Origin of the sequence: Simplicispira sp. 125, assembly GCF_003096555.1 — a bacterium.
Classification (GTDB): Bacteria; Pseudomonadota; Gammaproteobacteria; order Burkholderiales; family Burkholderiaceae_C; genus Simplicispira.
Window position 1 is genome coordinate 1,890,321 of the sequence record NZ_QEKM01000001.1, and the last position, 24,042, is coordinate 1,914,362.

21 protein-coding genes, 2 tRNA genes and 1 pseudogene are annotated in these 24,042 nt (G+C 63.2%); 10 read left to right on the forward strand and 14 right to left on the reverse strand.

Annotated elements, in window-relative coordinates; genetic code table 11:
• The 6 genes and pseudogenes from C8D04_RS08760 to C8D04_RS08785 all read right to left on the reverse strand — a co-directional run bounded on the left by C8D04_RS08760 (position 1) and on the right by C8D04_RS08785 (position 5,812).
• Positions 1-1,191 (reverse strand): ABC transporter substrate-binding protein, encoded by a 1,191-nt coding sequence (locus C8D04_RS08760; RefSeq protein WP_116004498.1) that lies wholly within the window; start codon positions 1,189-1,191, stop codon positions 1-3.
• A gap of 106 nt (positions 1,192-1,297) precedes the next feature.
• Positions 1,298-2,002, reverse strand: coding sequence for a TetR/AcrR family transcriptional regulator (locus C8D04_RS08765; protein ID WP_116004499.1), 705 nt, complete (start codon positions 2,000-2,002; stop codon positions 1,298-1,300).
• A 395-nt stretch (positions 2,003-2,397) separates the two neighbouring features.
• Entirely contained in the window at positions 2,398-2,985 is a 588-nt protein-coding gene (locus C8D04_RS08775; RefSeq protein ID WP_116004501.1) for an SDR family oxidoreductase, read from the reverse strand.
• Between the two features lie 24 nt (positions 2,986-3,009).
• Complete coding sequence (locus C8D04_RS08780) at positions 3,010-3,153, reverse strand: SDR family oxidoreductase (protein WP_199562987.1); 144 nt, start codon at positions 3,151-3,153, stop codon at positions 3,010-3,012.
• Positions 3,137-3,305, reverse strand: a pseudogene (locus C8D04_RS18955) (IS5/IS1182 family transposase); the annotation flags it as partial. The pseudogene C8D04_RS18955 and the gene C8D04_RS08780, both read right to left, overlap by 17 nt.
• 80 nt (positions 3,306-3,385) lie before the next feature.
• On the reverse strand, positions 3,386-5,812 hold the full coding sequence (locus tag C8D04_RS08785) for a UvrD-helicase domain-containing protein (RefSeq protein ID WP_116004502.1): 2,427 nt from the start codon (positions 5,810-5,812) through the stop codon (positions 3,386-3,388).
• A gap of 26 nt (positions 5,813-5,838) precedes the next feature.
• On the opposite strand from C8D04_RS08785, the gene C8D04_RS08790 reads away from it, so the two are divergent.
• The 4 genes from C8D04_RS08790 to C8D04_RS08805 all read left to right on the forward strand — a co-directional run bounded on the left by C8D04_RS08790 (position 5,839) and on the right by C8D04_RS08805 (position 8,886).
• Positions 5,839-6,528 (forward strand): hypothetical protein, encoded by a 690-nt coding sequence (locus C8D04_RS08790; protein ID WP_116004503.1) that lies wholly within the window; start codon positions 5,839-5,841, stop codon positions 6,526-6,528.
• Between the two features lie 200 nt (positions 6,529-6,728).
• Positions 6,729-7,706 carry a GMP reductase gene (locus C8D04_RS08795; protein ID WP_116004504.1) on the forward strand — a complete coding sequence of 326 codons (978 nt, stop codon included), beginning with the start codon at positions 6,729-6,731 and terminating at the stop codon, positions 7,704-7,706.
• A gap of 117 nt (positions 7,707-7,823) precedes the next feature.
• Positions 7,824-8,711: an NAD(P)-dependent oxidoreductase gene (locus C8D04_RS08800; RefSeq protein ID WP_116004505.1), complete on the forward strand. Its 888-nt coding sequence runs from the start codon at positions 7,824-7,826 to the stop codon at positions 8,709-8,711.
• Between the two features lie 99 nt (positions 8,712-8,810).
• Positions 8,811-8,886, forward strand: a tRNA-Lys gene (locus C8D04_RS08805).
• Positions 8,887-9,039: 153 nt separating this feature from the next.
• Here the strand turns inward: C8D04_RS08805 and C8D04_RS08810 are convergent.
• From C8D04_RS08810 to cysS, 8 genes are all read right to left on the reverse strand, one after another.
• Entirely contained in the window at positions 9,040-10,746 is a 1,707-nt protein-coding gene (locus C8D04_RS08810) for an AMP-binding protein (RefSeq protein ID WP_116004506.1), read from the reverse strand.
• A gap of 209 nt (positions 10,747-10,955) precedes the next feature.
• Positions 10,956-11,048, reverse strand: a tRNA-Ser gene (locus tag C8D04_RS08815).
• 34 nt (positions 11,049-11,082) lie between these two features.
• Entirely contained in the window at positions 11,083-12,351 is a 1,269-nt protein-coding gene (locus C8D04_RS08820) for an aspartate kinase (RefSeq protein WP_116004507.1), read from the reverse strand.
• Positions 12,352-12,442: 91 nt separating this feature from the next.
• Positions 12,443-13,369, reverse strand: coding sequence for a tRNA lysidine(34) synthetase TilS (gene tilS / locus C8D04_RS08825; protein ID WP_233521245.1), 927 nt, complete (start codon positions 13,367-13,369; stop codon positions 12,443-12,445).
• A gap of 104 nt (positions 13,370-13,473) precedes the next feature.
• Complete coding sequence (locus C8D04_RS08830; RefSeq protein WP_116004509.1) at positions 13,474-15,282, reverse strand: methyl-accepting chemotaxis protein; 1,809 nt, start codon at positions 15,280-15,282, stop codon at positions 13,474-13,476.
• Positions 15,283-15,395: 113 nt separating this feature from the next.
• Positions 15,396-16,373, reverse strand: a complete 978-nt coding sequence (locus C8D04_RS08835; protein ID WP_116004510.1) for an acetyl-CoA carboxylase carboxyltransferase subunit alpha — start codon at positions 16,371-16,373, stop codon at positions 15,396-15,398.
• A gap of 175 nt (positions 16,374-16,548) precedes the next feature.
• On the reverse strand, positions 16,549-17,208 hold the full coding sequence (locus C8D04_RS08845) for a DNA-3-methyladenine glycosylase (protein WP_116004511.1): 660 nt from the start codon (positions 17,206-17,208) through the stop codon (positions 16,549-16,551).
• A 45-nt stretch (positions 17,209-17,253) separates the two neighbouring features.
• Positions 17,254-18,633, reverse strand: a complete 1,380-nt coding sequence (cysS, locus tag C8D04_RS08850; protein WP_116004512.1) for a cysteine--tRNA ligase — start codon at positions 18,631-18,633, stop codon at positions 17,254-17,256.
• 220 nt (positions 18,634-18,853) lie between these two features.
• Here cysS and C8D04_RS08855 point away from each other — a divergent pair, with 220 nt between their 5' ends.
• The 6 genes from C8D04_RS08855 to C8D04_RS08880 all read left to right on the forward strand — a co-directional run bounded on the left by C8D04_RS08855 (position 18,854) and on the right by C8D04_RS08880 (position 24,029).
• Positions 18,854-19,939 carry a nuclear transport factor 2 family protein gene (locus tag C8D04_RS08855; protein WP_116004513.1) on the forward strand — a complete coding sequence of 362 codons (1,086 nt, stop codon included), beginning with the start codon at positions 18,854-18,856 and terminating at the stop codon, positions 19,937-19,939.
• Positions 19,940-20,015: 76 nt separating this feature from the next.
• Positions 20,016-21,302, forward strand: a complete 1,287-nt coding sequence (locus C8D04_RS08860) for a L,D-transpeptidase family protein (RefSeq protein WP_116004514.1) — start codon at positions 20,016-20,018, stop codon at positions 21,300-21,302.
• Entirely contained in the window at positions 21,299-21,880 is a 582-nt protein-coding gene (locus C8D04_RS08865; protein ID WP_116004515.1) for a peptidylprolyl isomerase, read from the forward strand. Before C8D04_RS08860 ends, C8D04_RS08865 begins: the two co-directional genes overlap by 4 nt.
• A gap of 20 nt (positions 21,881-21,900) precedes the next feature.
• Positions 21,901-22,407: a peptidylprolyl isomerase gene (locus C8D04_RS08870; RefSeq protein WP_116004516.1), complete on the forward strand. Its 507-nt coding sequence runs from the start codon at positions 21,901-21,903 to the stop codon at positions 22,405-22,407.
• A gap of 15 nt (positions 22,408-22,422) precedes the next feature.
• Positions 22,423-23,202, forward strand: a complete 780-nt coding sequence (locus C8D04_RS08875) for a UDP-2,3-diacylglucosamine diphosphatase (protein ID WP_116004517.1) — start codon at positions 22,423-22,425, stop codon at positions 23,200-23,202.
• Positions 23,203-23,207: 5 nt separating this feature from the next.
• Positions 23,208-24,029, forward strand: a complete 822-nt coding sequence (locus C8D04_RS08880) for a M90 family metallopeptidase (RefSeq protein ID WP_116004518.1) — start codon at positions 23,208-23,210, stop codon at positions 24,027-24,029.
• Positions 24,030-24,042 lie beyond the last annotated feature (13 nt).

A 24,042-nucleotide genomic window follows, 5' to 3' on the forward strand; every position in this document is an offset into this window, starting at 1 on the left:
TCAGGCCGACATCAGCTTCCAGCTCGTGCCGTCGAACTGCTGCAGGCGCAGGCCCGTTACCGGATGCGGATGGGCGTCACTGGTCTTGATGCGCAGGCCCGGCAGCATCATGGGCAGTTCCAGGTCCAAGCGACGCGTCTGGCGCACGATGTTCTCGCGCGAGAGGTCGTCGCCGCACTGCTTAAGCACCTGCACCACCGTTTGCGCAATGCAAGTGCCATACGCGGCGTTGTAGTCCTTGGCGGCGCCGCTGTTGTACTTGTCCATGAAGGCGCTCCAGGCCTGAAGCCCGGGGTCGTTCTTCCAGGTAGGGTCGGCCGGGTCCTTGAGGAAAGCGGCGCTGATGACGCCCTTGGCCTTGTCCAGCCCCACCGGGGTCAGCACCGTGGGCACCGAGGACGAGTTCTGGTTGATGTAGATCGCCGGTCGCCAGCCGATGTCATGGGTCTTGCGCAGCGACTGGATGGTGGCCTTCGGGGAACCCCACATCACCAGCACGTCCGCGCCCGAGGCCTGCATGGAGACCACCTGCGAGTCCACCGTCGGGTCCGTCACCTCGTGCGACTCTTCACGCACGATCTGCTTCACAGCGGCGCCCAGGCCGTCCTTCAGGCCGCGCAGCAAATCCTTGCCGGCGTCGTCATTCTGGTAGAGCACGGCGATCTTGGCGTTCGGCCGCGTCTGCAGGATGTGCTTGGCCAAGGTGCGCCCCTCGTCGGTGAACAGGGGCTGCCAGCCCAGGCTCCAGGGGAACTTGGCCACATCATCCGCCCAAGTCGCGGCACCGGAGCCGACGAAGATCTGCGGTACTTTGACGCTGTTGAAGTAGCCACGCGCCGCAATCCCGGTGGGCGTACCCACAGGCAACGCGACAAAAGCCACCTGTTCGCGCTCCACCAGGCGGCGCGATTGCTCCACGGTTTTCGGTGGACTGTAACCATCGTCGAGCTGCACCAGCTTGAGCTTGCGCCCATTTATGCCGCCCTCGGCGTTGATCAAATCAAACCACGCAGCCATAGCCTTGCCGTTGGTGGCATAGCTCGCGGCCGGGCCGCTGAGCGGCAGCGTCTGACCAATCTTGATTTCGCTGTCCGTCACGCCCGGGGTGCCCGAGCGCTGCGCGCGGGCCAGGCCGGAGATACCCGCCAGCATGGCGCCGGAAAGTATGGTAATGAATTGTCTTTTCTGCATGTTGTCTCCTGTGGTGGTTGAAATAGCTGCGCCGTCAGGCGCAGGTGATCCTTAGGGCTCGGGCGGGCCCAAATTCGTGTCAGATCGGTCTTGATTCGAGGCGGCCTTACTTCGCGGCGGTCTTGCGCGCTGAGGCCTTTTTCACAGCAGCCTCTACGGTGGATTTCGCGGGAGGTTTGTTGGCAATCACGCCGTTCCATAGCACCGATAGCAGCAGCTCCGCTTGTGCCGTCAGCGAATAGCTGCGGCGGCGGTATTCCCACATGAGGAAGGCGCGATTAAAGATCGCGTTGAACATGTCAAGGATCAAGCGGCTGTCCAGGTCGTACCGCAACTCTCCCTGCTGCTGCGCATCACTGATGGCCTTGAGCATTCGCAGCATCAGTTCGCGCTGGGCATAGCTCGGGTCACGCATCCATCGCTCCAGCGGAACCGTCATGAAGATGATGCGGCCCACGTTCGGATTCTTTTCATAGAACTCGAAATGCAGCTTCAGCACCCCCAGTAGCTTCGAGCGCAAGTCTCCATCACCGTCGAGCGGCTTCAATGCGGCAGGGTATAGCCCGCCCAGCCAATACTGGATGAAATAGAACAGCAGCGATTCCTTGTCGCCAAAGTAGCGGTAGATCGTTCGAAAGCTCATGCCGGCCTCGCGAGCAATCGTTCTCATGTCTACACGGTGAAAGTCGCCTGCGGCGTATATCTCCATAACGACGGGCGAGAGGCGCTCTCGCACAGTCGCAGGAACGCTTGGCGCAGTCTGCTCCAATGGCTGCGTCTCGCTGTTGCCTTGAGTCGGGTATCTCGTCATACGGATCCTTCGGATAACATCGTTACCTTGAAAGATAACATTGTTACCCCAATTCGTTAAAAGGGTTTACCCTAATTACACGAGTGGGAGTAGTGACAGCTTGGCTTATTGCGGATTCAAGCGGCCAGGAAACTTCAGACACTGCGCCGATGGACATCGCATTTTCAGTACCAGCTCCATATGCGCCGCCACACCGACGCCCTCGCTTATCGTTCCACGCAAAGGGCCTTGATGATCGGCCTACGCAGCGACGGCAGCAACGCGAAGACAGCCACCAGCACGTGAGTGAGGTAATGGATCTTCCAATGGCGCTTCCTGCCATGCGCCGCCTTCCATACCACCTCGGCCACCTGCTCCGGCTGCACGTTGACGCCCGTCGAGCGCACACTACTCGCCTATGTCCGTGCCGCCGTGACCATGGGTGTATTGACATAGGGCGCCATGATGTCGCTCACGATGATGCCATCGCGCTCCAGTTCAAGGTCAAGCGCCTCTGTCAGCGCATGCACAGCATGCTTGCTTGCCGAATAAACCGCCAATTCGGGCATGCCATAGATCGCCGAGGTTGAGCACATGGTCAAGATGTGCGCGTCGGGCGTGGTGCGTAGCGCAGGCAAAGCACAGTGGATGCCATTGAGCACGCCCTTGACGTTGATGTCCAGCGTCAGGTACTGCTGCATCAGAGGAATATCCTCGTTGCGCCCCATCCGCAAGATGCCTGCGTTATTGAAAAGCACATCAAGCCGTCCTCCAGTGCTTGAGGTGAACATCTCGATGACGGCGCGGTATCGCTTGGCATCAGTCACGTCCAGCCACAGCGTGCGACAGTTGTCCGCGCCGATCTCTCGTTCCAGCCGGTCCAGCCCCTCGGTATCAATATCGGCCAATCCCACAAACCAGCCGCGCGAGGCGAACAGCAGCGCCGTGTGGCGACCAATGCCGGATGCGGCACCGGTGATGAAGATGGATTTTCTTCGCGTCATAGCGGTCCCGATGTGGGCATGGCTTCAGCGCGCCGTGTAACCGCCGTCAATGACCAGTTCAGAGCCAGTCATGTAGCAAGACTCATCCGACGCCATGAACACCAGCGCCGGAGCGATCTCTTCAGCCAATGCGAGGCGACCAAGCGGTATGAGGTTGACGATGGCCATTGCCTGCCTTGGGGTAGTGCGGCTCTATCACCTGGCAAAGGGCGGCCCACGGCACTATTGCATCCATGGTCCGCAGGAACTCTTCGCGTCGGGTGGGTTTGCTCGAATCCGTTGTCTTGATCTGCGGCCACTGCCAGGGTCTGTTGCTTCATCTGCGGATAACGTTTGAAACCCCTCTGTGGTGGATCTTAATCAGCATTGCCTTAGGGGCAGTGACGCAGGCCAAGGCCCTTCACTCCACCACCGTCAGCTTGGCCACCGACAGCGCCAGCCACTTGGTGCCGTGGCGCGGGAAGCTGACCTGCGCGCGCGCGTCGTCGCCCGTGCCCTCGATGGCCAGCACTTTGCCTTCGCCAAATTTGTTGTGAAACACGGCCATGCCAGCGCGCAGGCCGTGCGCAGGCGCTGCCTTCTGCACTGGAACGGGTGGGCTGGCAAAGGTTTCAGATTTAAAGCCAAATGAGCCTCTGGCGCTTGATGGATAAGCGCTACCAGCTCCCGAATGAGGAGCAAAAGAGCCAAACCCCTGTTGCTTGGGCGTGATCCACTTGAGGGCGGACTCGGGCAGTTCTTCAAAAAAGCGGCTTCGCGGGTTGTAGCGCGTCTGGCCGTGCAGCATGCGCGTTTGCGAGTGGCTCAGGTACAGGCGCTTGCGGGCACGGGTGATGGCCACGTACATCAGGCGACGCTCTTCCTCCAGGCCGCCCTTGTCGCTGATAGCGTTTTCGTGGGGGAACAAGCCCTCTTCCATGCCGCCAATGAACACGGCGTCAAACTCCAGCCCCTTGCTGGCATGCACGGTCATCAGTTGCACGGCTTCCTGCCCAGCCTGGGCCTGGTTGTCGCCCGCCTCCAGCGCAGCGTGGGTCAGGAAGGCGGCGAGCGGCGAGAGGGTTTCACCCGTGTCGATGTCGACCATGTCCGGCACCGCGCCTGGCAAAGGCACATCCAGCAAAGGCGCATCGGGGTCCAGGCCCTGGCTGGCGGGGCTTTGGGTGAGTGGCAGTCCGTGTTCGTCCAGCGGCAGCGCCACGGCGTCGCGGCCAAAGCCTTCCTGGGTGACAAAGCTCTCGGCTGCGTTGACCAGTTCTTCCAGGTTTTCGACGCGGTCCGCACCTTCCTTCTCGGCGCGGTAGTGCTCTACCAACCCGGTGGATTTGAGCATTTGCTCGAGGATGCTGCGCAGGTTCAACCCCTGGGTCTGCTCACGCAGCACATCGACCATGGCGACAAACGCACCCAGGTTGGCCCCCGCCTTGCCGGGCACGGCGCTCACGGCGTCGTGCAGCGAGCAACCGGCGCTGCGCGCCGCATCCTGCAATATCTCAACGCTGCGCGCACCGATGCCGCGCGGCGGAAAGTTGACCACCCGCATAAAACTGGTGTCGTCCTGCGGGTTCTCCAGCAAGCGCAGGTAGGCCAGTGCGCTCTTGACTTCGGCGCGCTCGAAAAAGCGCAGACCGCCATACACACGGTACGGCACGGCGGCGTTGAACAGGGTCGATTCGATGATGCGGCTTTGCGCGTTGCTGCGGTACAGCACGGCAATTTCCTGGCGGCTAAAGCCGTCGCTTTTGACCAGGTTACGGATCTCTTCCACCATCCAGCGCGCTTCCATCAGGTCGCTGGGCGCCTCATACACGCGCACCGGCTCGCCCGGGCCTTGTTCGGTGCGCAGGTTCTTGCCCAGCCGCCCGGTGTTGTGGCTGATGAGCTGGTTGGCAGCATCCAGAATGTTGCTGTAGCTGCGGTAGTTTTGTTCGAGCTTGATTTGCCGCTGCACGTCAAATTCGCGGACAAAGTCGGCCATGTTGCCCACGCGCGCGCCGCGAAAGGCATAGATGCTCTGGTCATCGTCGCCCACGGCAATCACGCTGCCGCGCGCCTCAAAGCGGCCATTGACCTCGTCGCCCGCCAACTGCTTGAGCCAGGCGTATTGCAGTTTGTTGGTGTCCTGGAATTCGTCCACCAGGATGTGCGCAAAGCGCCTCTGGTAGTGCACGCGGATGGGGTCGTTGTCACGCAGCAGCTCGTAACTGCGCAGCATCAGCTCGCCAAAATCAACCACACCTTCACGCTGGCATTGCTCTTCGTAGAGCTGATAGAACTCGACCTTCTTGCGTCCGTCCACGTCGTGCGCAGCCACCGGCACGTCGCCGGGGCGCATGCCCTCTTCCTTGCAGCCCGCAATGAAGTACTGCAACTGCTTGGGCGGAAAGCACTCATCGTCCATGTTGAACTGCTTGCACAGGCGCTTGACGGCCGAGAGCTGGTCTTGCGTGTCCAGAATCTGGAACGACTGCGGCAAACCGGCTGCCTGGTGGTGTGCGCGCAGCAGGCGGTTGCACAGGCCGTGGAAGGTGCCTATCCACATGCCGCGCACGTTGATCGGCAGCATGGCCGACAGGCGTGCCACCATTTCCTTGGCAGCCTTGTTGGTAAAGGTCACGGCCAGGATGCCGCCCGGCGTGGCATAGCCGTTGTTCAGCAGCCAGGCAATGCGGGTGGTGAGCACGCGGGTTTTGCCCGAACCCGCGCCCGCCAGAATGAGCGCATGGCCCGCTGGCAGCGTCACCGCAGCCAACTGCTCGGGATTCAGGTGGGCCAAAAGGGGAGATGCGGCCGAAGGCGCACCAGAAATCGGGTCTTGTGGGAACATGGCTTGATTGTAGAAAGCGCCAGGCCATGAAACATACAGCCCTCACCCTGACTGCCCTGTTGGCACTGCACAGCCTGCCTCTGGCCGCGCAGCCCCTCTGCGCCAACGCAGGCCCAGCCCAGCCTGTGGCGCTGTTCGAGCGCTTTACCAGCGCCGACTGCGCCAGCTGCTGGCAAGACAGCGCCACGCCCGCCCCCGGCTCCGACGCCCTGGTACTCGACTGGATTGTTCCCAGCGCGCAGGGAGACGATGCCCCGCTGGCGCCCGCCGCAACGCGCGACGCCCTGCAGCGCCTGCAGGCGCTGGGCCGAGCCGTTCCCACCGCTACCGACGTGCACACGGCGCCCGTTGAGCCGGTGCGCGGCCTGCACCTGCGCGTGGGGCAAGGCCCTGCCGTGAACGACTACCTGGGTGCCACGGCGGTGTTCAGCGCGCGCCCGCCCGGCGCCGCATGGCGCTTTCACCTGCTGCTGGTCGAAAGCCTGCCCGCAGGCACGGAAGGCTCTCCCGTTGCTAGAAATATCGTTCGAAACATGCTCCAGGGCACGTGGGGTAAGCGCAGCAAGCTATCAAAATCAAAGTTAAACCGATGGACTGAGCTGCGCCCTATGTCTTTCCCCGAGGGCGCACAGCCCGAGCGCCTGCGCACCGTCGGCTGGGTGCAGGATGCCCAGGGCCGCATGGCAGCAGCAGCCCAGTCTGTATGCGGGGAATAGCGTCGGCGTTATGCCGCCCTCCAAGCAGACGGGTAGAATCAATCACCGGGCCCAAGTTTCTTGCAGCCCGGTTTTTTTGTGCCCCCTACCAGGGTTCGGCATGACCTCAGACGGTCTTGCCCACACAACCGGTCTCCAGGCCAAGCGCCCACCGACGCAAAAATTGTTTTGCGGCGTCCTTTGATGGAGCTTGGAATCTCATGGAAATCTTCGACTACGACAACATCCTGCTGCTGCCGCGCAAGTGCCGCGTCGAAAGCCGCTCGGAGTGCGACGCCAGCGTGGAGCTAGGAGCGCGCCGTTTTCGCCTGCCGGTGGTGCCCGCCAACATGAAAACCGTGGTAGACGAAAAAATCTGCATCTGGATGGCGCAGAACGGCTATTTTTACGTCATGCACCGCTTTGACCTGGACAACCTCCAGTTCGTCAAGGATATGCACGCCCGCGGCTGCTATGCCTCCATTTCGCTGGGCGTGAAAAAACCCGACTACGACACGGTGGACCAACTGGTGGCGGCAGGCCTGTCGCCCGAATACATCACCATCGACATCGCCCACGGCCATGCCGACGGGGTGAAGAACATGATTGCCTACCTGAAGCAGCACCTGCCCGCCAGCTTCGTGATTGCCGGCAATGTGGCCACGCCCGAGGCCATCATCGACCTGGAAAACTGGGGCGCCGACGCGACCAAGGTGGGCGTGGGGCCGGGCAAGGTCTGCATCACCAAGCTCAAAACAGGTTTTGGCACGGGCGGTTGGCAACTGAGTGCGCTCAAATGGTGCGCGCGCGTGGCCACCAAGCCCATCATTGCCGACGGCGGCATCCGCAGTCACGGCGACATTGCCAAAAGCATCCGTTTTGGTGCCAGCATGGTGATGATCGGTTCGCTCTTCGCGGGCCACGAGGAATCGCCCGGCAAGACCGTGGAAGTCGATGGTGCGCTCTACAAAGAGTATTACGGCTCGGCCAGCGACTTCAACAAGGGCGAATACAGGCACGTGGAAGGCAAGCGCATCCTCGAACCCATCAAGGGGCCGCTGGCGGATACGCTGATCGAGATGGAACAGGACGTGCAAAGCTCCATCAGCTATTCAGGCGGCAAAAAGCTGATGGACATCCGAAAGGTCAACTACGTGATCCTCGGCGGCGACAACGCAGGCGAGCATCTGCTGATGTAGCACGCTGCGGCACAAAACACCTTGAACTTTTAGGTGCGACTGCTGCAAGCCAGTTGACAGCCAGCAGCCCGCCTGGGGCCTGATGATGGGGACTTCACACCGTTTTCGGAACACGCCATGCACCCACCGTCGCAAACACGCATCGCCCTCCTGGGCATTGGCATGATGGGCCTGCCCGTGGCCCAGCGCCTGTGCGAGGCCGGTCACGAGGTTCACGTATGGAACCGCACGCGCGCCAAGGCAGAACCGCTGGCCGCGCACGGCGCCACGGTGCACGACCAGCCTGCCAGCGCCGTTCGCCAAGCCGACATCACCATCAGCCTGCTGGAAAACGGCACTGTGGTGGGCGATGTACTGTTCCAGCAGGGTACCGCCACCGCTCTGCGCAAGGGCAGCCTGTTCATCGATATGGCCTCCATCCAGCCGCGCGAGGCCCGCGACCATGCCGCGCGCCTGGGCGAAATGGGCGTCGCGCACCTGGACGCTCCTGTCTCGGGCGGCACCGTGGGCGCGCAGGCCGGCACCCTGGCCATCATGGTGGGCGGCAAGGCCGCAGACTTTCAGCGTGCACAAGGCGTTTTCTCGGTGCTGGGGCGCGCAACGCACGTCGGCCCCCACGGCGCGGGCCAACTGGCCAAGCTGGCCAACCAGATGATTGTCGGCATCACCATTGGCGCTGTGGCCGAAGCCCTTCTGCTGGCAGCCAAGGGCGGCGCCGACATGGCCAAAGTGCGCGAGGCCATCAGCGGCGGTTTCGCCGACAGCCGCATCCTGCAACTGCACGGCCAGCGCATGGTCGAGCGCGACTTTGCCCCGCGCGGACGCATGGGCGTGCAGCTCAAAGACATGCGCAATGCGTTGGCCACAGCCCAGGAAATCGGCTTCGACGCCCCCATCACCACCCTGTTCGAAACCCTCTACGCCGACGGCGTGCAACACGGCCTGGGCGAACTCGACCACAGTGGCCTGTTCGTAGAACTGGCCAGCCGCAATGCCATGCAATGAGCGGCCCACAGACAAAAAATGGCTGCAATGCTTGCAGAGCCCTAAAAAAATAAGGCATAATTCATCTCTCTGCTGCGACGCAGAAACGGTTTCAAAAGTGGGTTCTTAGCTCAGTTGGTAGAGCAGCGGACTCTTAATCCGTAGGTCGAGTGTTCGAGTCACTCAGGACCCACCACTTACAAGCCTCATAGGCACAAAAAAGCCCGCTACACAATGGTTAGCGGGCTTTTTTATATTTGGCGTTGATGATCGTGGCGTTCGATACCCTGCACAGGAGTTAGCTCCGTACCGAGGTCGGCTTGCCCCATAGCGGATGTTGCCGAAACACTTAAATTCCCAACGATGACGCTGTCGAGGTTGTAGGGCTCGCCGCGACCTCATCGCGCAATTGACGGCGCAGGATCTTGCCGATGTTGCTCTTGGGCAAGGGGTCGGTGCGAAATTCCACGATGCGCGGGATCTTGTAAGCCGTCAGATGGCGCCTGCAGTGCGCCAGCACATCGGCTTCTGTCAGCGACGGATTGCTGGGCACGATCACCACCTTGACCACCTCCCCCGAGCGCTCATCTTTCACCCCGATCGCCGCCGCTTCCAGTACGTCAGGATGCAGCGTCAGCACGTCCTCGATCTCGTTGGGGAAAACCTTGAAGCCGGAGACCACAATCATGTCCTTCTTGCGATCGGTAATGCGAATGCTGCCGTGTTCATCCATCATGCCCATGTCACCGGTGCGCAGCCAGCCGTTGGGGGTGAACACCTTGGCGCTCTCCTGCGGCTGGTTCCAGTAACCCTTCATCACCTGCGGGCCGCGCAGGCAAATCTCACCCACTTCGCCCAGAGGAATCGGGCCGCCGTCGTCGTCCAGAATGGCCGCTTCGGTGCTGGGCAAGGGCACACCGATCTGTCCACTCCACTCCTGGATCGTGACCGGATTGGCGATCGCCACCGGCGAGGTTTCGGTCAGGCCATAGCCCTCGACCAGCGGTACGCCAGCGCGCTCCTTCCACCGGTGTGCCACCACCTGCTGCACCGCCATGCCGCCAGCCACCGCCAGCTTGAGCCGGCTCAGGTCAATGGCTGCAAAACCGGGCGCATCCAGCATGGCCCGAAACAGGGTGTTGACACCGATGATGGCGGTGAACGGCGTACTGGCCAGCACCTTGAGAAAATCGGGCATGTCGCGCGGATTGGCGACCAGCACCGCCTGCGCACCCTGGCTGAAGAAGGAAAGCGCGCCGGTGAGTGCAAACACGTGGTACATGGGCAGCGGCAGGATCAGGGTCTCCTGGCCCTCGTGTAGGTTGGGCGACATCCATGCGCTCACCTGCAACACGTTGGCCACCATGTTGCCGTGGCTGAGCTGTGCACCCTTTGCCACGCCCGTAGTTCCGCCGGTGTACTGCAAGAAGGCGTGATCGTCGTGACCGAGGGACACCGCGTCCAGTTGCTGAGCGCGCCCGGCTGCGAGCGCGTCGCGCCAGCACACCGAACCGGGCAGCCGCCATGTCGGCACCATCTTCTTCACATGCTTGACCACAGCGTTCGTCACCAGCCGCTTCAGCGTGGGCAACAGGTCGCCCACCTCGGTTGTTACCACCGTGCGCACCGAGGTTTCGCCAATCACTTCCTGCAGCGTATGCGCGAAGTTCTCCAGCACCACGATGGCGCGCACATCGGCATCGTTCAGTTGATGCTTGAGCTCGCGCGGTGTGTAGAGCGGATTCACGTTCACCACCACCATGCCGGCGCGCAACACGCCAAACAGCGCCACCGGATACTGCAGCAGGTTGGGCATCATCAGCGCAACGCGGTCACCACGCTGCAGCCCGGCCGATTTTTGCAGCCAGGCGGCAAACGCACTGCTGGCCTCGTCCAGCTCACGAAAACTCATCGTCACGCCCATTGACCGGTACGCAGGCAAAGGGGCAAAGCGCTTGCAGCTGTCGGCAAGCATATCGACAAGCGACGCGAATCGCTGCATGTCGATTTCGGCGGGCACACCCGTCGGGTACTGCGTGAGCCAGGGCCTGTTCATCGAACTTTCTCCCATCGAGCCATCGTTTTCCGGCGAATAGCGAACCAGTTTCTGACATGGCATCTTATTCCGCCCGGTCGCATGCTCCAAGCGTCCCCACATCCTGCAATCAAGGCAATCCCACCGGGTTGACTTGGGGCGGGTGTTTGAACGAAAAGACAAGCGCCAAAGAAAAAAGCCCAAGTGAATCAATCACTTGGGCTTTATCTTGGCGGAAACGGAGGGATTCGAACCCTCGATGAGGCTCTACACCCCATACTCCCTTAGCAGGGGAGCACCTTCGGCCACTCGGTCACGTTTCCAATCCTTCTATTATGCCTCAGTTTAGAGGCGCTTTTACTCTGCGGGCTTGTCCAGATCGAAGGCGGTGTGCAGTGCACGCACTGCCAATTCAAGGTATTTTTCGTCGATGACCACCGAGGTCTTGATCTCGGATGTGGAGATCATCTGGATGTTGATGCCCTCTTCACTCAACACGCGGAACATCTTGCTGGCCACGCCGACGTGGCTGCGCATGCCGATGCCGACGATGCTGACCTTGCAGATATTGGGGTCACCTACCACCTCTTGTGCGCCCATTGCGGGGGCTACGGATTCGCGCAGCAAGTCCATCGTGCGGGCGTAGTCCGCCTGGCTGATGGTGAAGCTGAAGTCCGCCTTGCCGTCTTTGCTGATGTTCTGGATGATCACATCAACCTCGATGTTGGCATCAGCGACGGGGCCCAGGATGCGGTGGGCGATACCGGGGGTGTCGGGCACGCCGAGCACCGAGACTTTGGCTTCACCGCGGTTGAATGCGATGCCGGATACGACGGCTTGTTCCATTTTTTCGTCTTCCTCAAAAGTGATCAGCGTGCCGGATTTGGCTTCTTCGTTGATGTCAATATCCCAGGGCGTAAAGCTCGACAGCACGCGCATGGGCACCTTGTACTTGCCTGCGAATTCGACCGAGCGGATCTGCAGCACCTTGCTGCCCAGGCTGGCCATTTCGAGCATTTCCTCGAAACTCACGGTGTGCAGGCGGCGCGCCGCCGGAACCACGCGCGGGTCGGTCGTGTACACACCATCAACATCCGTGAAGATCAGGCACTCGGCCGCCTTCATGGCCGCTGCCACGGCAACGGCCGACGTGTCTGAGCCGCCGCGGCCCAGGGTGGTGATGTTGCCCAGGTCGTCAATCCCCTGAAAGCCTGTGACGATAACCACCCGGCCAGCGTCCAGGTCGGCACGCACGCGCTTGTCGTCAATGGATTCAATGCGGGCTTTGGTATGGCTGCTGTCGGTGCGAATAGGCACTTGCCAGCCGGCGTAGCTGACGGCCTCCATGCCCTCTGCCTGCAAGGCAATGGCCAGCAGGGCCGACGAGGCCTGCTCACCCGTGGCGGCCAGCATGTCGAGTTCGCGGTGGTAAGCCTGCATGGCACGCTCGGGCGCAAGTTCTTTGGCCAGGGCCAGCAGGCGATTGGTTTCGCCGCTCATGGCGCTGGGCACCACAACGACCTGGTGGCCAGCACGTGCCCACTTGGCCACACGCTTGGCAACATTGCGGATGCGCTCGGGCGAGCCCATCGAGGTGCCGCCGTATTTCTGAACGATCAATGGCATGGAATAGCTTGGTGACGAAACCGGATCTCGCGGCGCGGGGTGGACAGTGTTTTGGGGCGCCGCCGGTTATCGTGCTGATGTGGGCCAAAACCTAGGGATTGTACCAACGGAGCAACACTCCTTCACGCACCACCAATCCCCGGCCCACCTTGATGTGGATACGGTGCCCGCGTGTGGTGCAGGCAGCAATCTGTGACAGCAACTCGCCGAGTTGCGCCGCAGTCGGAGTGGTCTGGTGTGCCTGGCGCAACCAGTGGCGCAACACGTTGGCCTGGCGCACGCGGCTCAGTGCCTGCAACGCGGAAAGGCGCGGCGGCAGGCCCACCGTTTCCAGGTCTTGCTGCGCGACTTCCAGCAACAGTTCGCTCGCCTGCGCGGCATGCCCTGCACTGCGGGGAAAAGTGTCGCGGAACGCCGGAAAAGCAGCTTCCAGCACCGGCAGCAGGCGCGCACGGATGCGGTTGCGGGTGTAGCGCTCGTCCTGGTTGCTGGGGTCTTCCACCCAACGCTCGCCGCGTGCCTGCAGCCAGGCCCGCAGTTCGGCCCCGGCCACGCGCAGCAGGGGGCGGTGCCAATCCAGGCCATGGCGCTGCCAGTGGTCGGGCATGGCGGCCAACCCAGCCACCCCTGCGCCACGGGAGAGCGCCAGTAGCAGCGTTTCCACCTGGTCGTCTGCATGCTGCGCCAGCGCTATTGATTGAATAGCTGGTTGCGCTTGACTGGCGTGCGTTGCAGCCCAAAAAGCCTTGTAACGTGCTGCACGTGCTGCGTCTTCAGGGCTTTGGCCTGGCACGGGACGAGCGTCCACACGCTGCACCACCAGCGGCACCTGCAGGCGCGCGCACAGGGTTTCGCAATGGCGTTCAAAATCATCGGCGGCGCTTTGCAGCCCATGGTGCACATGGATGGCGCGCACCTGCCCCGGCCAGCGCTCGGCGCAGGCCCACAGCAAGGCGGTCGAGTCGGCTCCCCCGCTCAACCCCACGGCCAATGGCAGCGCCGGGGTAAAGCGGGCCATGGCCTCGGTGAACCGCAGGGTCACGGGGCCACTCCCGGGGTGGGCAAAATCTCGTGCAGTACAGACATGGGGGCGCATTGTGCGCCAGACCCATCCCAGTTGCGCTAGGAGGCGAGGCGAAAGCTCCCCACCACCTCGGTCAGTCGCACGGACTGGTCCTTGAGGCTTTGGGCCGCAGCGGCGCTTTCTTCGACCAGGGCCGCGTTCTGCTGGGTCATCTGGTCGAGCTGGTTCACGGCCTGGCCCACCTCGGCAATGCTGGTGCTTTGCTCGCTGGTGGATGCGCTGATCTCGGCCATGATGTCGGTCACCCGCTGCACCGAGGTGACGATATCGGTCATGGTGGTGCCGGCGTCGTTCACGAGCCGCGAGCCGTTGGCCACCTCTTGCACCGAAGCGCTGATCAGGCCCTTGATCTCTTTGGCGGCTTCTGCACTGCGGCTGGCCAGGCTGCGCACCTCGCTGGCCACCACGGCAAAACCCCGGCCCTGCTCACCCGCCCGCGCCGCCTCGACGGCGGCATTGAGCGCCAGGATGTTGGTCTGGAACGCAATGCCGTCAATGACACCAATGATGTCGGAGATTTTGCGCGAGGCGGAATTGATCTGCTCCATGGTGCTCACCACATCGCCCACCACCTTGCCACCATGCTGCGCCACGCTGGACGCCTGGGCCACGAGTTGATTGGCCTGACGCGCGGCATCGGCGTTCTGGCGCACGGTTTCGGTCAACTGCTCCATGGAGGCGGTGGTCTGCTGCAGGTTGGACGCAGTCAGTTCGGTGCGGCTGCTCAGGTCCTGGTTGCCCGAGGCGATTTCCTCGGCGGCGACGCGCACCGATCCGCTGGCATCGCGGATTTGCAGCAGCACGCCCGAGAGCTTGGAGGCAAAGCTGTTGAAGTCGGTGGCAATTTGCGCCAGTTCGTCCTCGCCTTGCGCATCAATCCGGCGCGCGAGGTCACCCTCACCTGAGCCAATGTCGTGCATGGCATCGCGCACCTGCGTCAGGCGGCGCAGGCGGCGCGCCAAAATGGCCGCCAGCGCCAATCCCGCCGCCAACACCACCACCATGCCCGTGGCGATGGACACCTGCAGCATGGTGGTGATGGCCGCCAACGCCTCGGCTTTGTCGAGCGCGATCGCCAGCATCCAAGGGGTACCCTCCACCGGGGCCACGGCCAGCAGCATGGCACGGCCCTGCAGATCCATGGCACTCAACCCGGTGCTGCGCGCCATTTGCGCCAGCGCCGACGCCGACAGCTGCGCAGACAGCTCGGTCGCTGGTTTGAGGGCGAGTTTGACATCCGGGTGGGCGATGATGTTGCCATCACTCCCCACCAAAAACGCATAGCTGGACGGCGTGGGTTTGATCGAAGCCACATTGGCCACCACGGCCGACAGCGATACATCGCCCGCCAGCACCGCCTTGACATCACTGCCTTGGCGGGCCGCCGCAGCAAACGTGACCACCAGCCCGGCACCACCGGCATCCGGGTAGGGCGCCGTCAGGATGGGTGCCTGCGCACTGGTCGCCTGCTTGTACCAGGGGCGGGATGTGGGGTCGTAATCGGGCGGCAGGTTCTGCGGCTCGGAGAACACGGTGCGCTTGTCGGCATAGCCAAAGTACGTGGTGAGAAAGCTGCCAGCCTTTTGCAGCATGTTCAAGGCGCGCGCAGCCTCCGGGTCATCCAGCGCCGCGGCCGACGCCTGGACGATCAGGGCCTTGCTGCGGGCCCAGTCACGCAAGGCTTCGGTATGGCTCAGGGCCAATGCGCGGGACTGCGCTTCCAGCGAGGCATAGGCTTGGTTGCGTACCGCCAGGTAGTTGGCCGCAGCCAGGGCGGCAAGCCCGGCGACCAGAAAGGCCACACAAATCAGAAGAATTTGGCCCCGCAGGGTTTTCATCCATGCCATCGCACCCTCCCGTACCGCCATACTGCGGCAGCCTGCTGACGATGGTACATCTTGATGCACTTTCGTGCGCCAAGGGTTTTACCGCCTCAGGATTGCCGCGAGATTGCCGAGGGTTAGCGGCTGTCGGCCTTGGTGTCGGTAAAGCGGCCGTAGCTTTGCAGGCGTGCGTACCGGCGCTCGAGCAGGTCTTTCACCTTGAGGTCCGACACCTGGCGGAAAGCATCGCCCAGGGCGCGCTTGAGCAGCGAGGACATGTGCTTGGGGTCACGGTGCGCGCCACCCACGGGCTCGCTGACGATTTTGTCGACCAGACCGAGGGCCTTGAGCCGGTGCGCGGTGATGCCCAGGGCCTCGGCGGCCTCCTGCGCCTTGTCGCTCGTCTTCCAGAGGATGGACGCGCAGCCCTCGGGACTGATGACCGAGTAGATGGAGTATTGCAGCATCAGCAACTGGTCGCCCACGCTGAGCGCCAGCGCGCCGCCCGAGCCGCCTTCGCCGATGATGGTGGTGATGATGGGCACTTCGAGTTGCGCCATCTCGTAAATATTGCGGCCGATGGCTTCGGACTGGCCGCGCTCCTCGGCGTCAATACCGGGGAACGCGCCCGGCGTATCAACAAAAGTGAACACGGGCAGACCGAATTTTTCGGCGGTTTTCATCAGGCGCAGCGCCTTGCGGTAGCCCTCGGGGCGCGTCATGCCAAAGTTGCGCAGCGCACGCTCCTTGGTGTCGCGCCCTTTTTGGTGGCCGAGCACCATGCAGGCGTGGCCGTTGAAACGGGCCAGACCGCCGACGATGGATTTGTCGTCCGAAAAATGCCGATCGCCGTGCATCTCGACAAAATCGGTGAACAGGTCACGCACGTAGTCGAGTGTGTAGGGGCGCTCAGGATGGCGCGCAATTTTCGTGATCTGCCAGGGCGTCAGGTCGGAATAGATGTCCTTGGTGAGCTGCTGGCTTTTCTTGCTGAGCTGGTCGATCTCATCAGAGATATCCACCGCGCTTTCGGTCTGCACATAGCGCAGTTCCTCGATTTTGCCTTCGAGTTCGGCAATCGGGTTTTCGAAATCCAGGAATGTTTTTTTCGCCAAGATGGTTCTCCTCTTGTCTTTCAGATATCCATTGCGCTAGGCACTCGCAGCCCATGAAGCTGGCGCGCCCCAGGCGAGGGCCGCCCCGCCGCACTGGCGGCGGCGTTCTGCCTGCATTGCACTGCAATGCGAGAGCGGGGGAAAGGCCCGCAGGGCCTCAGGGGGGTGTTCCATTTCAATACGTCACCGGCAGCGGGTCCAGTGACCGCCAAATATACCAAGTGGCCACGGTGCACCAGGGCTTCCAGGCCTCGGCCACTTCGCGGGCATCGCTGCGGCTGACCGGGTCGCCCGAAAAATAGTTTTTGCTGATGCCGTTGATGAGCCCCACGTCATCCAGGGGCAGTACGTTGGGCCGCATGAGGTGGAAGATGAGGAACATTTCCGCCGTCCAGCGGCCAATGCCGCGGATCGCCACCAGCTCAGCAATGATGGCCTCGTCGTCCATCCCATGCCAGCCGTCCACATGCAGCTTGCCCGCATCGAAATGCAGGGCCAGGTCCACGAGATACTCCACCTTGCGCACGGACAGGCCGGCGGCGCGCATGTCGTCGATCTTGAGCTTGAGCACATCGCCCGGCGTGATGGCCCGGGGCAGCGCCGCAAAGCGGTCCCACACGGTCTGTGCCGCCTTGACCGAAATCTGCTGGCCCACGATGGAGCGCGCCAGGGTGCTGAAGGCATCCCCGCGCGACTGCAGCGTGCCATCGCCCAACTGCGGGATCAGGCGCTTCATCACCCGGTCTTTCTTCATCAGGTGCTTGCGCGCATCCACCCAGTAACCGGGCGAGGCCAGGCCAGAAGCCTCAATAGCTATCTTTTTAGTAGCTGACACCGCTTATCCCGTCTGCCATGGAGGTCATTTTTAATTGAAATGGCATCACGTTGCCACCTCCCAGGTAGTGCCCGTGGGTGCGTCCTTAAGGACGATCCCCGCGGCCAGCAATTCGTTGCGGATGCGGTCGGCTTCAGCAAAATTCTTGGCCGCTTTAGCGGCTGCGCGTTCGGCAATTCGTGCAGCAATGGCTGCCTCGTCAAAACCGGCGCCGGCCTGCAAAAACGCTTGCGGGCCCCCTTGCAACAAGCCCAGGCAGCGCCCCAGGGCCTTGAGCAGGCCCGCAGCGGCGGCAGATTTGCTGCGGTTGACCTCGCCCGCCAGGTCAAACAGCACGGCCACGGCTTCGGGCGTGCCGAAGTCGTCGTCCATGGCGGCGCGAAAGCGCGAGGCCCAGGGGTCGGTCCAGTCGATCGCGGTGACATCGGCAGGCGTCACCAGGCTGAGCGCCGTGTACAGGCGCTTGAGAGCCTGGCGCGCGTCGTCCAGGTGGGCGTCGCTGTAGTTCAAGGCGCTGCGGTAGTGCGCACGCACCATGAAGAAACGCAGGGTCTCGGCGTCGTATTCCTTGAGCACATCACGGATGGTGAAGAAATTACCCAGCGACTTGCTCATCTTCTCGTTATCGACGCGCACAAAACCGTTGTGTACCCAGAAGCGCGCCAGCGGTCGGCCGTGGGCGCCTTCGCTTTGCGCGATTTCATTCTCGTGGTGCGGAAACTGCAGGTCCGCGCCGCCGCCGTGGATATCGAAGGTCTCGCCCAGCGTGGCACAGCTCATGGCCGAGCATTCGATGTGCCAGCCGGGGCGCCCGGCGCCAAAAGCGCTGTCCCATTTCGCCTCGGGCGGCTCGTCCTGCTTGGCGGCCTTCCAGAGCACGAAGTCGAGCGGGTCATGCTTGCCGTCATCGACCGCCACACGCTCGCCCGCACGCAGCTCATCGAGCGACTTGCCCGAGAGCTTGCCGTAGCCGGGGAACTTGCGCACCGCGTAGTTCACATCGCCGTTACCGGCGCGGTAGGCCAGGCCCCTGCCCTCCAGCGTATCGATCAGCGACAGCATTTGCGGCACGTATTCGGTGGCGCGCGGCTCAACGCTGGGAGGCTCAATGCCCAGCTTGGCAATGTCAGCGTGCATGGCGGCAATCATCTCGTCGGTGAGCTGGCGGATGGTGATTCCGCGCTCGAGTGCGCGCCGGATGATCTTGTCGTCGATGTCGGTGATGTTGCGCACGTAGGTCACGCGGTAGCCGCTGGCGCGCAGCCAGCGCTGCACCACGTCAAACGCCATCATCATGCGGGCGTGGCCGATGTGGCACAGGTCGTAGATCGTCATGCCGCAGACGTACATGCGCACATGGCCGGGCTCGAGCGGGGAAAACTCCTCCAGTGCACGCGAAAGCGTGTTGTAGATGCGCAAACTCATGGAATCTTGGTCAGGGAAACGTGGTGGGGGTGGAAGGGCCCGTTCATCTGGCGGCGCCAGGGCAAACGACCCTCCCGCTGGGCGCCCGCCGGAGGGGACGCCATGGGAAATCACCAGTGGCAACAGCGTACCGTCATGACAACCCCCTCAGCTACAATCCGCCGCAGTATAAGCCCGGCCCGGGTTCGGGCATTGCCCACCCCCACACTACTGCATGCCCATGACACGCACCCTTCCCCGCCTCCTTCGTCTGCTGGCCCTGACGGCACTCGTGGGCGTGGGCCAGGCCTATGCCAACGACTATGCAGAAATCGCCCAGCTGCTGAAAACCGGCAAGGCCGCCGAAGCTCTGGCCAAGGCCGACCAGCGCCTGGCCGAATCTCCCCGCGACCCGCAGCTGCGCTTTCTGCGCGGCGTGGCCCAGGCCGATTCAGGCAAGCAGAATGACGCCATTGCCACCTTCACCAAGCTGACGGAAGAGTACCCGGAGCTGCCCGAGCCCTACAACAATCTGGCCGTGCTCTATGCCAACCAGAACCAGCTCGACAAGTCCCGTGCCGCGCTGGAAATGGCGATCCGCACCAACCCGAGCTATGCCACGGCCCACGAAAACCTGGGCGACATCTATGCCAAGCTGGCCAGCCAGGCTTATAGCAAGGCACTGCAGCTCGACGGCAGCAACGCCAGTTCTGTGCGCCCCAAGCTGGCCCTGATCCGCAACCTGTTCACCGCCGAGACACGCAGCACTGCGCGCCCTGTGGCCACCGCACCCACCCCTGCAGCAGCGCCAGCAACAGCGCCTGCAGCCGTCGTGGCCACGGCCAAACCTGCGGCGCCCGCCGTGGCACCCGCCTCCAGCGCGCCACCTGCCCCGGCGCCCGTTCCAGCGGCCACACCCGTCCCTGAGGCGACGGCGCCCGCTGTGGCACCCGCACCCGCGCCCGCCAAGCCCGCCCCTGCGGATACCACCGTGCAGGACGTCACCGCTGCAGTCCAGAACTGGGCGGCCGCCTGGGCAGCCAAAGACATGAAGGCCTATCTTGCCTCCTACGGCAAGGAGTTCAATCCTCCTGGCCGCCAGACGCGCGCCGCCTGGGAAAAAGAGCGCGAATCGCGCATCGTGGGCAAATCCCGCATCAGCGTGAAACTGTCGGATATCCAGGTCACCGTCCAAGGCAACAAGGCGACGGCCCGCTTCCAGCAGGCTTACAGTGCCGATACCCTGAACGTGTCCAGCCGTAAAACGCTGGACCTGGTGCAGCACCAGGGCCGCTGGGTCATCGTGCGCGAATCGACCGGCGGCTGATGACACCTTTCCTCGCCTTGACCCGCCTGGCCGCGCCCGCCACACGGACGGCCCTGCACCCATCTTGAGACTGCGTATGTTTGTGGCTTCGTCCACGGGCAGCCGGATGGCTGCAGTGGCCTGGCTGGCAGCGTCCTTGCTGCTGGCCACCCCCGCCCTGTCCCAGGGCCCCGACCGGGGAAAAGGCCGACGGACTGCCCGGCCAGCACCCACGGCACCGCCCCCCGCCCCCCTGCGCGACGGGCAGGCCGAGGCGCGGCTACTGCAGGTTTTCCGGCTCACCAGCGAAGGGCACCACCGCGAAGCGCTGAAACAGGCCGAACGCCTGGTACGCGATTACCCCCACTTCCAGTTGGCCCAACTGGCCCTGGGCGACCTGTTGCTGGCGCGCAGCCGCCCCTTGCAGCGCCTGGGCAATGTTTCCACCGAACTGGCCGTGGCCAGCACACCGGGCAGCGCGGCCGCGCTGGAAGAACTGCGCACCGAATCGCGCCAGCGCATGGTGGCGCAGCGCATACGGCCGCCCGAGCACAGCATTCCCTCGCAGTTTTTGCAGCTGGCGCCCAGTTACCGGCATGCCATCGCGGTCGATGCAGCGCTCTCGCGCCTCTACCTGTTTGAGAACACCTCCAAGGGCCTGCGGCTGGTGGCCGACTACTACGCCTCGGTGGGCAAGCTGGGCATTGAGAAAGCCGTCGAAGGCGACCAGCGCACGCCGCTGGGCGTGTACTTCATTACCAGCCGCCTGGACCCCAAAGCCCTGCGCGATTTCTACGGCGCGGGCGCCCTGCCCCTGAACTACCCCAACCCGCTGGACCAGTTGCGCGGCAAGACCGGCAGCGGCATCTGGCTGCATGGCACGCCGCCCGACCAGTTCTCGCGCGCACCGCAGGCGACCGATGGCTGCGTGGCGCTGGCCAACCCTGACCTGGAGCGCTTGCTGCGCACCGTGGAGCCGCGTTCAACCCCGGTGGTGATTGCGCGCCAGCTTCAGTGGGTGCAGCCGCACAGCATCCAGGCCGAGCGCAAGTCGTTCGAGGCGGTGCTGGACGCCTGGCGCAACGCCAAGACCGAAGGCGACATGCCGCGCCTGCTGGATTTTTACGCCCCCGACTTCCAGACCTACAAAAGAAAGCCACTGAGCGAGTGGACCCCCGTGCTGCATGCCGAAACGCAGGCGCTGCGCGGGCGGGAACTCCAGCTCAAAGACAAGTCTTACCTGCGCTGGACCGACAGCACAGACACCATGGTGGTAACGTTCGGCGAAGTGGCCGCCGGTGCACGCACCGGCCCCGTCAAGCGCCAGTTCTGGGCCCGCAGGGGCAACCGTTGGCAAATATTTTTCGAAGGAGTAATTGGATGATTTCCAGAAGAAATTCGACCCTGGCGCTTGCTGGTATTGCGCTGGCAGCTACATTTTCAGTAGCACCCACAATGGCGCAGGAAGCCCCCAAGGTCAAGCTGGCAACCTCGATGGGCGACATCGTGGTGCAACTCGACCCCGCCAAGGCCCCCAAGTCTGTCGAGAACTTCCTCGCCTACGTGAGCGCCAAGCACTACGACGGCACCATCTTCCACCGCGTGATCAATGGCTTCATGATCCAGGGCGGCGGCTTTACCGCCGACATGGTGCAAAAACCCACCAAATCGCCTATTCCTCTGGAAGCCAGCAACGGCCTCAAGAACGACACCTACACCATCGCCATGGCACGCACCGGCGCCCCCGATTCGGCCACCGCGCAGTTCTTCATCAACGTCAAGGACAACGCCATGCTCAACGCCCCCCAGCCCGACGGCCATGGCTACGCCGTGTTCGGCAAGGTCATCCAGGGCACTGAAGTGGTCGACAAGATCAAGGCCGTCGCCACCACCAACAAGGGGCCGTACCAGAACGTGCCCAGCACACCCGTCACCATCACCTCCGCCACGCTGCTGAAGTAAACCCCACCAAGGAACCCGCCATGAGCAACCCCCAAGTCGAACTGCACATCACCGGTTACGGTGTCATCACCCTCGAACTCGACGCCGACAAGGCCCCCAAGTCGACCGAGAATTTTCTGGCTTACGTGAACAAGGGCCACTACAACAACACCGTGTTCCACCGCGTGATCCCTGGCTTCATGGTGCAGGGCGGCGGCTTTGAGCCCGGCATGAAGCAAAAGGACTCGGACGCACCGATCGCGAACGAAGCCCAGAACGGTCTGAAAAACGCCAACTACACCGTGGCCATGGCCCGCACCAGCGACCCGCACTCGGCCACCGCGCAGTTCTTCATCAACGTGGCCGACAACGGCTTCCTGAACCACACCGCCCCCAACGCCCAGGGCTGGGGCTACGCCGTGTTCGGCAAAGTCGTCGGTGGCACCGACGTGGTGGACAAGATCAAGGCCGTAAAAACGGGCCGCTCGGGTTTCCATGACGACGTGCCCAAGGAAGACGTGGTGATCGAGAAGGCCGTGGCACTCTGATCTGAAACGATCACCGTGACCCCGACCGTGCCCCGGTTCGAAGAGCTTGCTGCTCCCCCGCACTGGCGTACGGTCGATTTCATTTCGGACCTGCACCTGCAGGCCAGCGAGCCTGCCACCGTGGTGGCATGGCGGGACTACTTGCAGACCACCCCCGCAGACGCTCTTTTCATCCTGGGGGACCTGTTCGAGGTCTGGGTGGGTGACGATGCCCTCCTTGAGCCTGGCAGCTTCGAAGCGCAATGCTGCGCCGCGCTGCAGGCCGCCACTCGGCGCCTGCCTGTGTATTTCATGCACGGCAACCGCGATTTCCTCGCTGGCCCGGCCTTTTTGCAGCACTGTGGCATCACCGGCCTGACCGATCCCACCGTGCTGGCGTTTGGCGGGCAGCGCATCGTGCTCAGCCACGGCGACCTGTTGTGCCTGGACGATGTGGACTACCAGCGTTTTCGCCTGCAGGCACGCAGTGCGGCATGGCAGCAGGAATTCTTATCCCAGCCCCTGGCCCGTCGCCGCGCCCTGGCGCGCGGCATACGCCAGCAAAGCGAAGCGCGCAAGCAGTCGGGCGCCTCCTATGCCGACGTGGATGACCCCGCCGCGATCGCTTGGCTGCAATCCGCACGGGCCAGCACGCTGATCCACGGCCATACCCACCGCCCCGCAGAGCACACCCTGGCCCTCGACCTGCACCGCGTAGTGCTGAGCGACTGGGATGCCGCCGCTCATCCACCACGCACCGAGGTACTGCGTGCCACCGACCAGGGGCTGGAACGCGTTCACATCGGCCCCATGTAGTGCGGATGCCCGCCTTCTTGAACCGCCTGCGCCGCAGCCTGCGCGCCACCCTGGCCCCAGTCCCTGATATTTCAGCCGCGCTGTGGCTGCACACGCTGCATCGTTACCCTTTTCTGGCGGCATTGCCGCTGCATGACCAGGCCAAACTGCGGGCCCTGAGCGCCCTGTTCCTGCACCACAAGCAGTTTCACGGCGCACACGGCCTGGAGGTCACCGACGCCATGGCCATCGACATCGCCGCCCAGGCCTGCCTGCCGCTGTTGCACTGGGGCGACGCTGCACAGGCCCTGGGCTGGTACGACGACTTCGTGACCATCGTCGTCCACCCCGGCGAAGCCGTGGCCCGGCGCGAAAGCCGCGACGAGGCCGGCGTGGTGCACCACTACACCGAGGTGCTGGCGGGCGAGGCCATGGAACGCGGCCCCATCATGCTGAGCTGGCAACATGTGGAGGACGCCGCCCACACCGCGCACCACGGCAGCAACGTGGTGGTGCATGAATTTGTCCACAAGCTGGACATGCGCAGCGGCCACGCCAACGGCTGCCCCCCGCTGCCTGCGGGTTTCATGGGCACGCGCGGTGGCCGCGCAGCCTACGAGGCCTGGTGGGCGGCTTGGGAACCGGCCTACGCCCAGTTCCGCGAGGCAGTGATCAAGGCTGAGCGCTTTGGCGCTGAATGGCCCTGGCTGGATGCCTATGGAGCCACCGCTCCTGCGGAGTTCTTTGCGGTGGCTTGCGAGGCGTATTTTGTGAACCGCGAGCGCTTTGCGCTGGAGTTTCCGGGGCTGGTGCCGGTGCTCGATGCCTTCTTTCGGTCTGCAATCTAATGTTTGGGTCGAA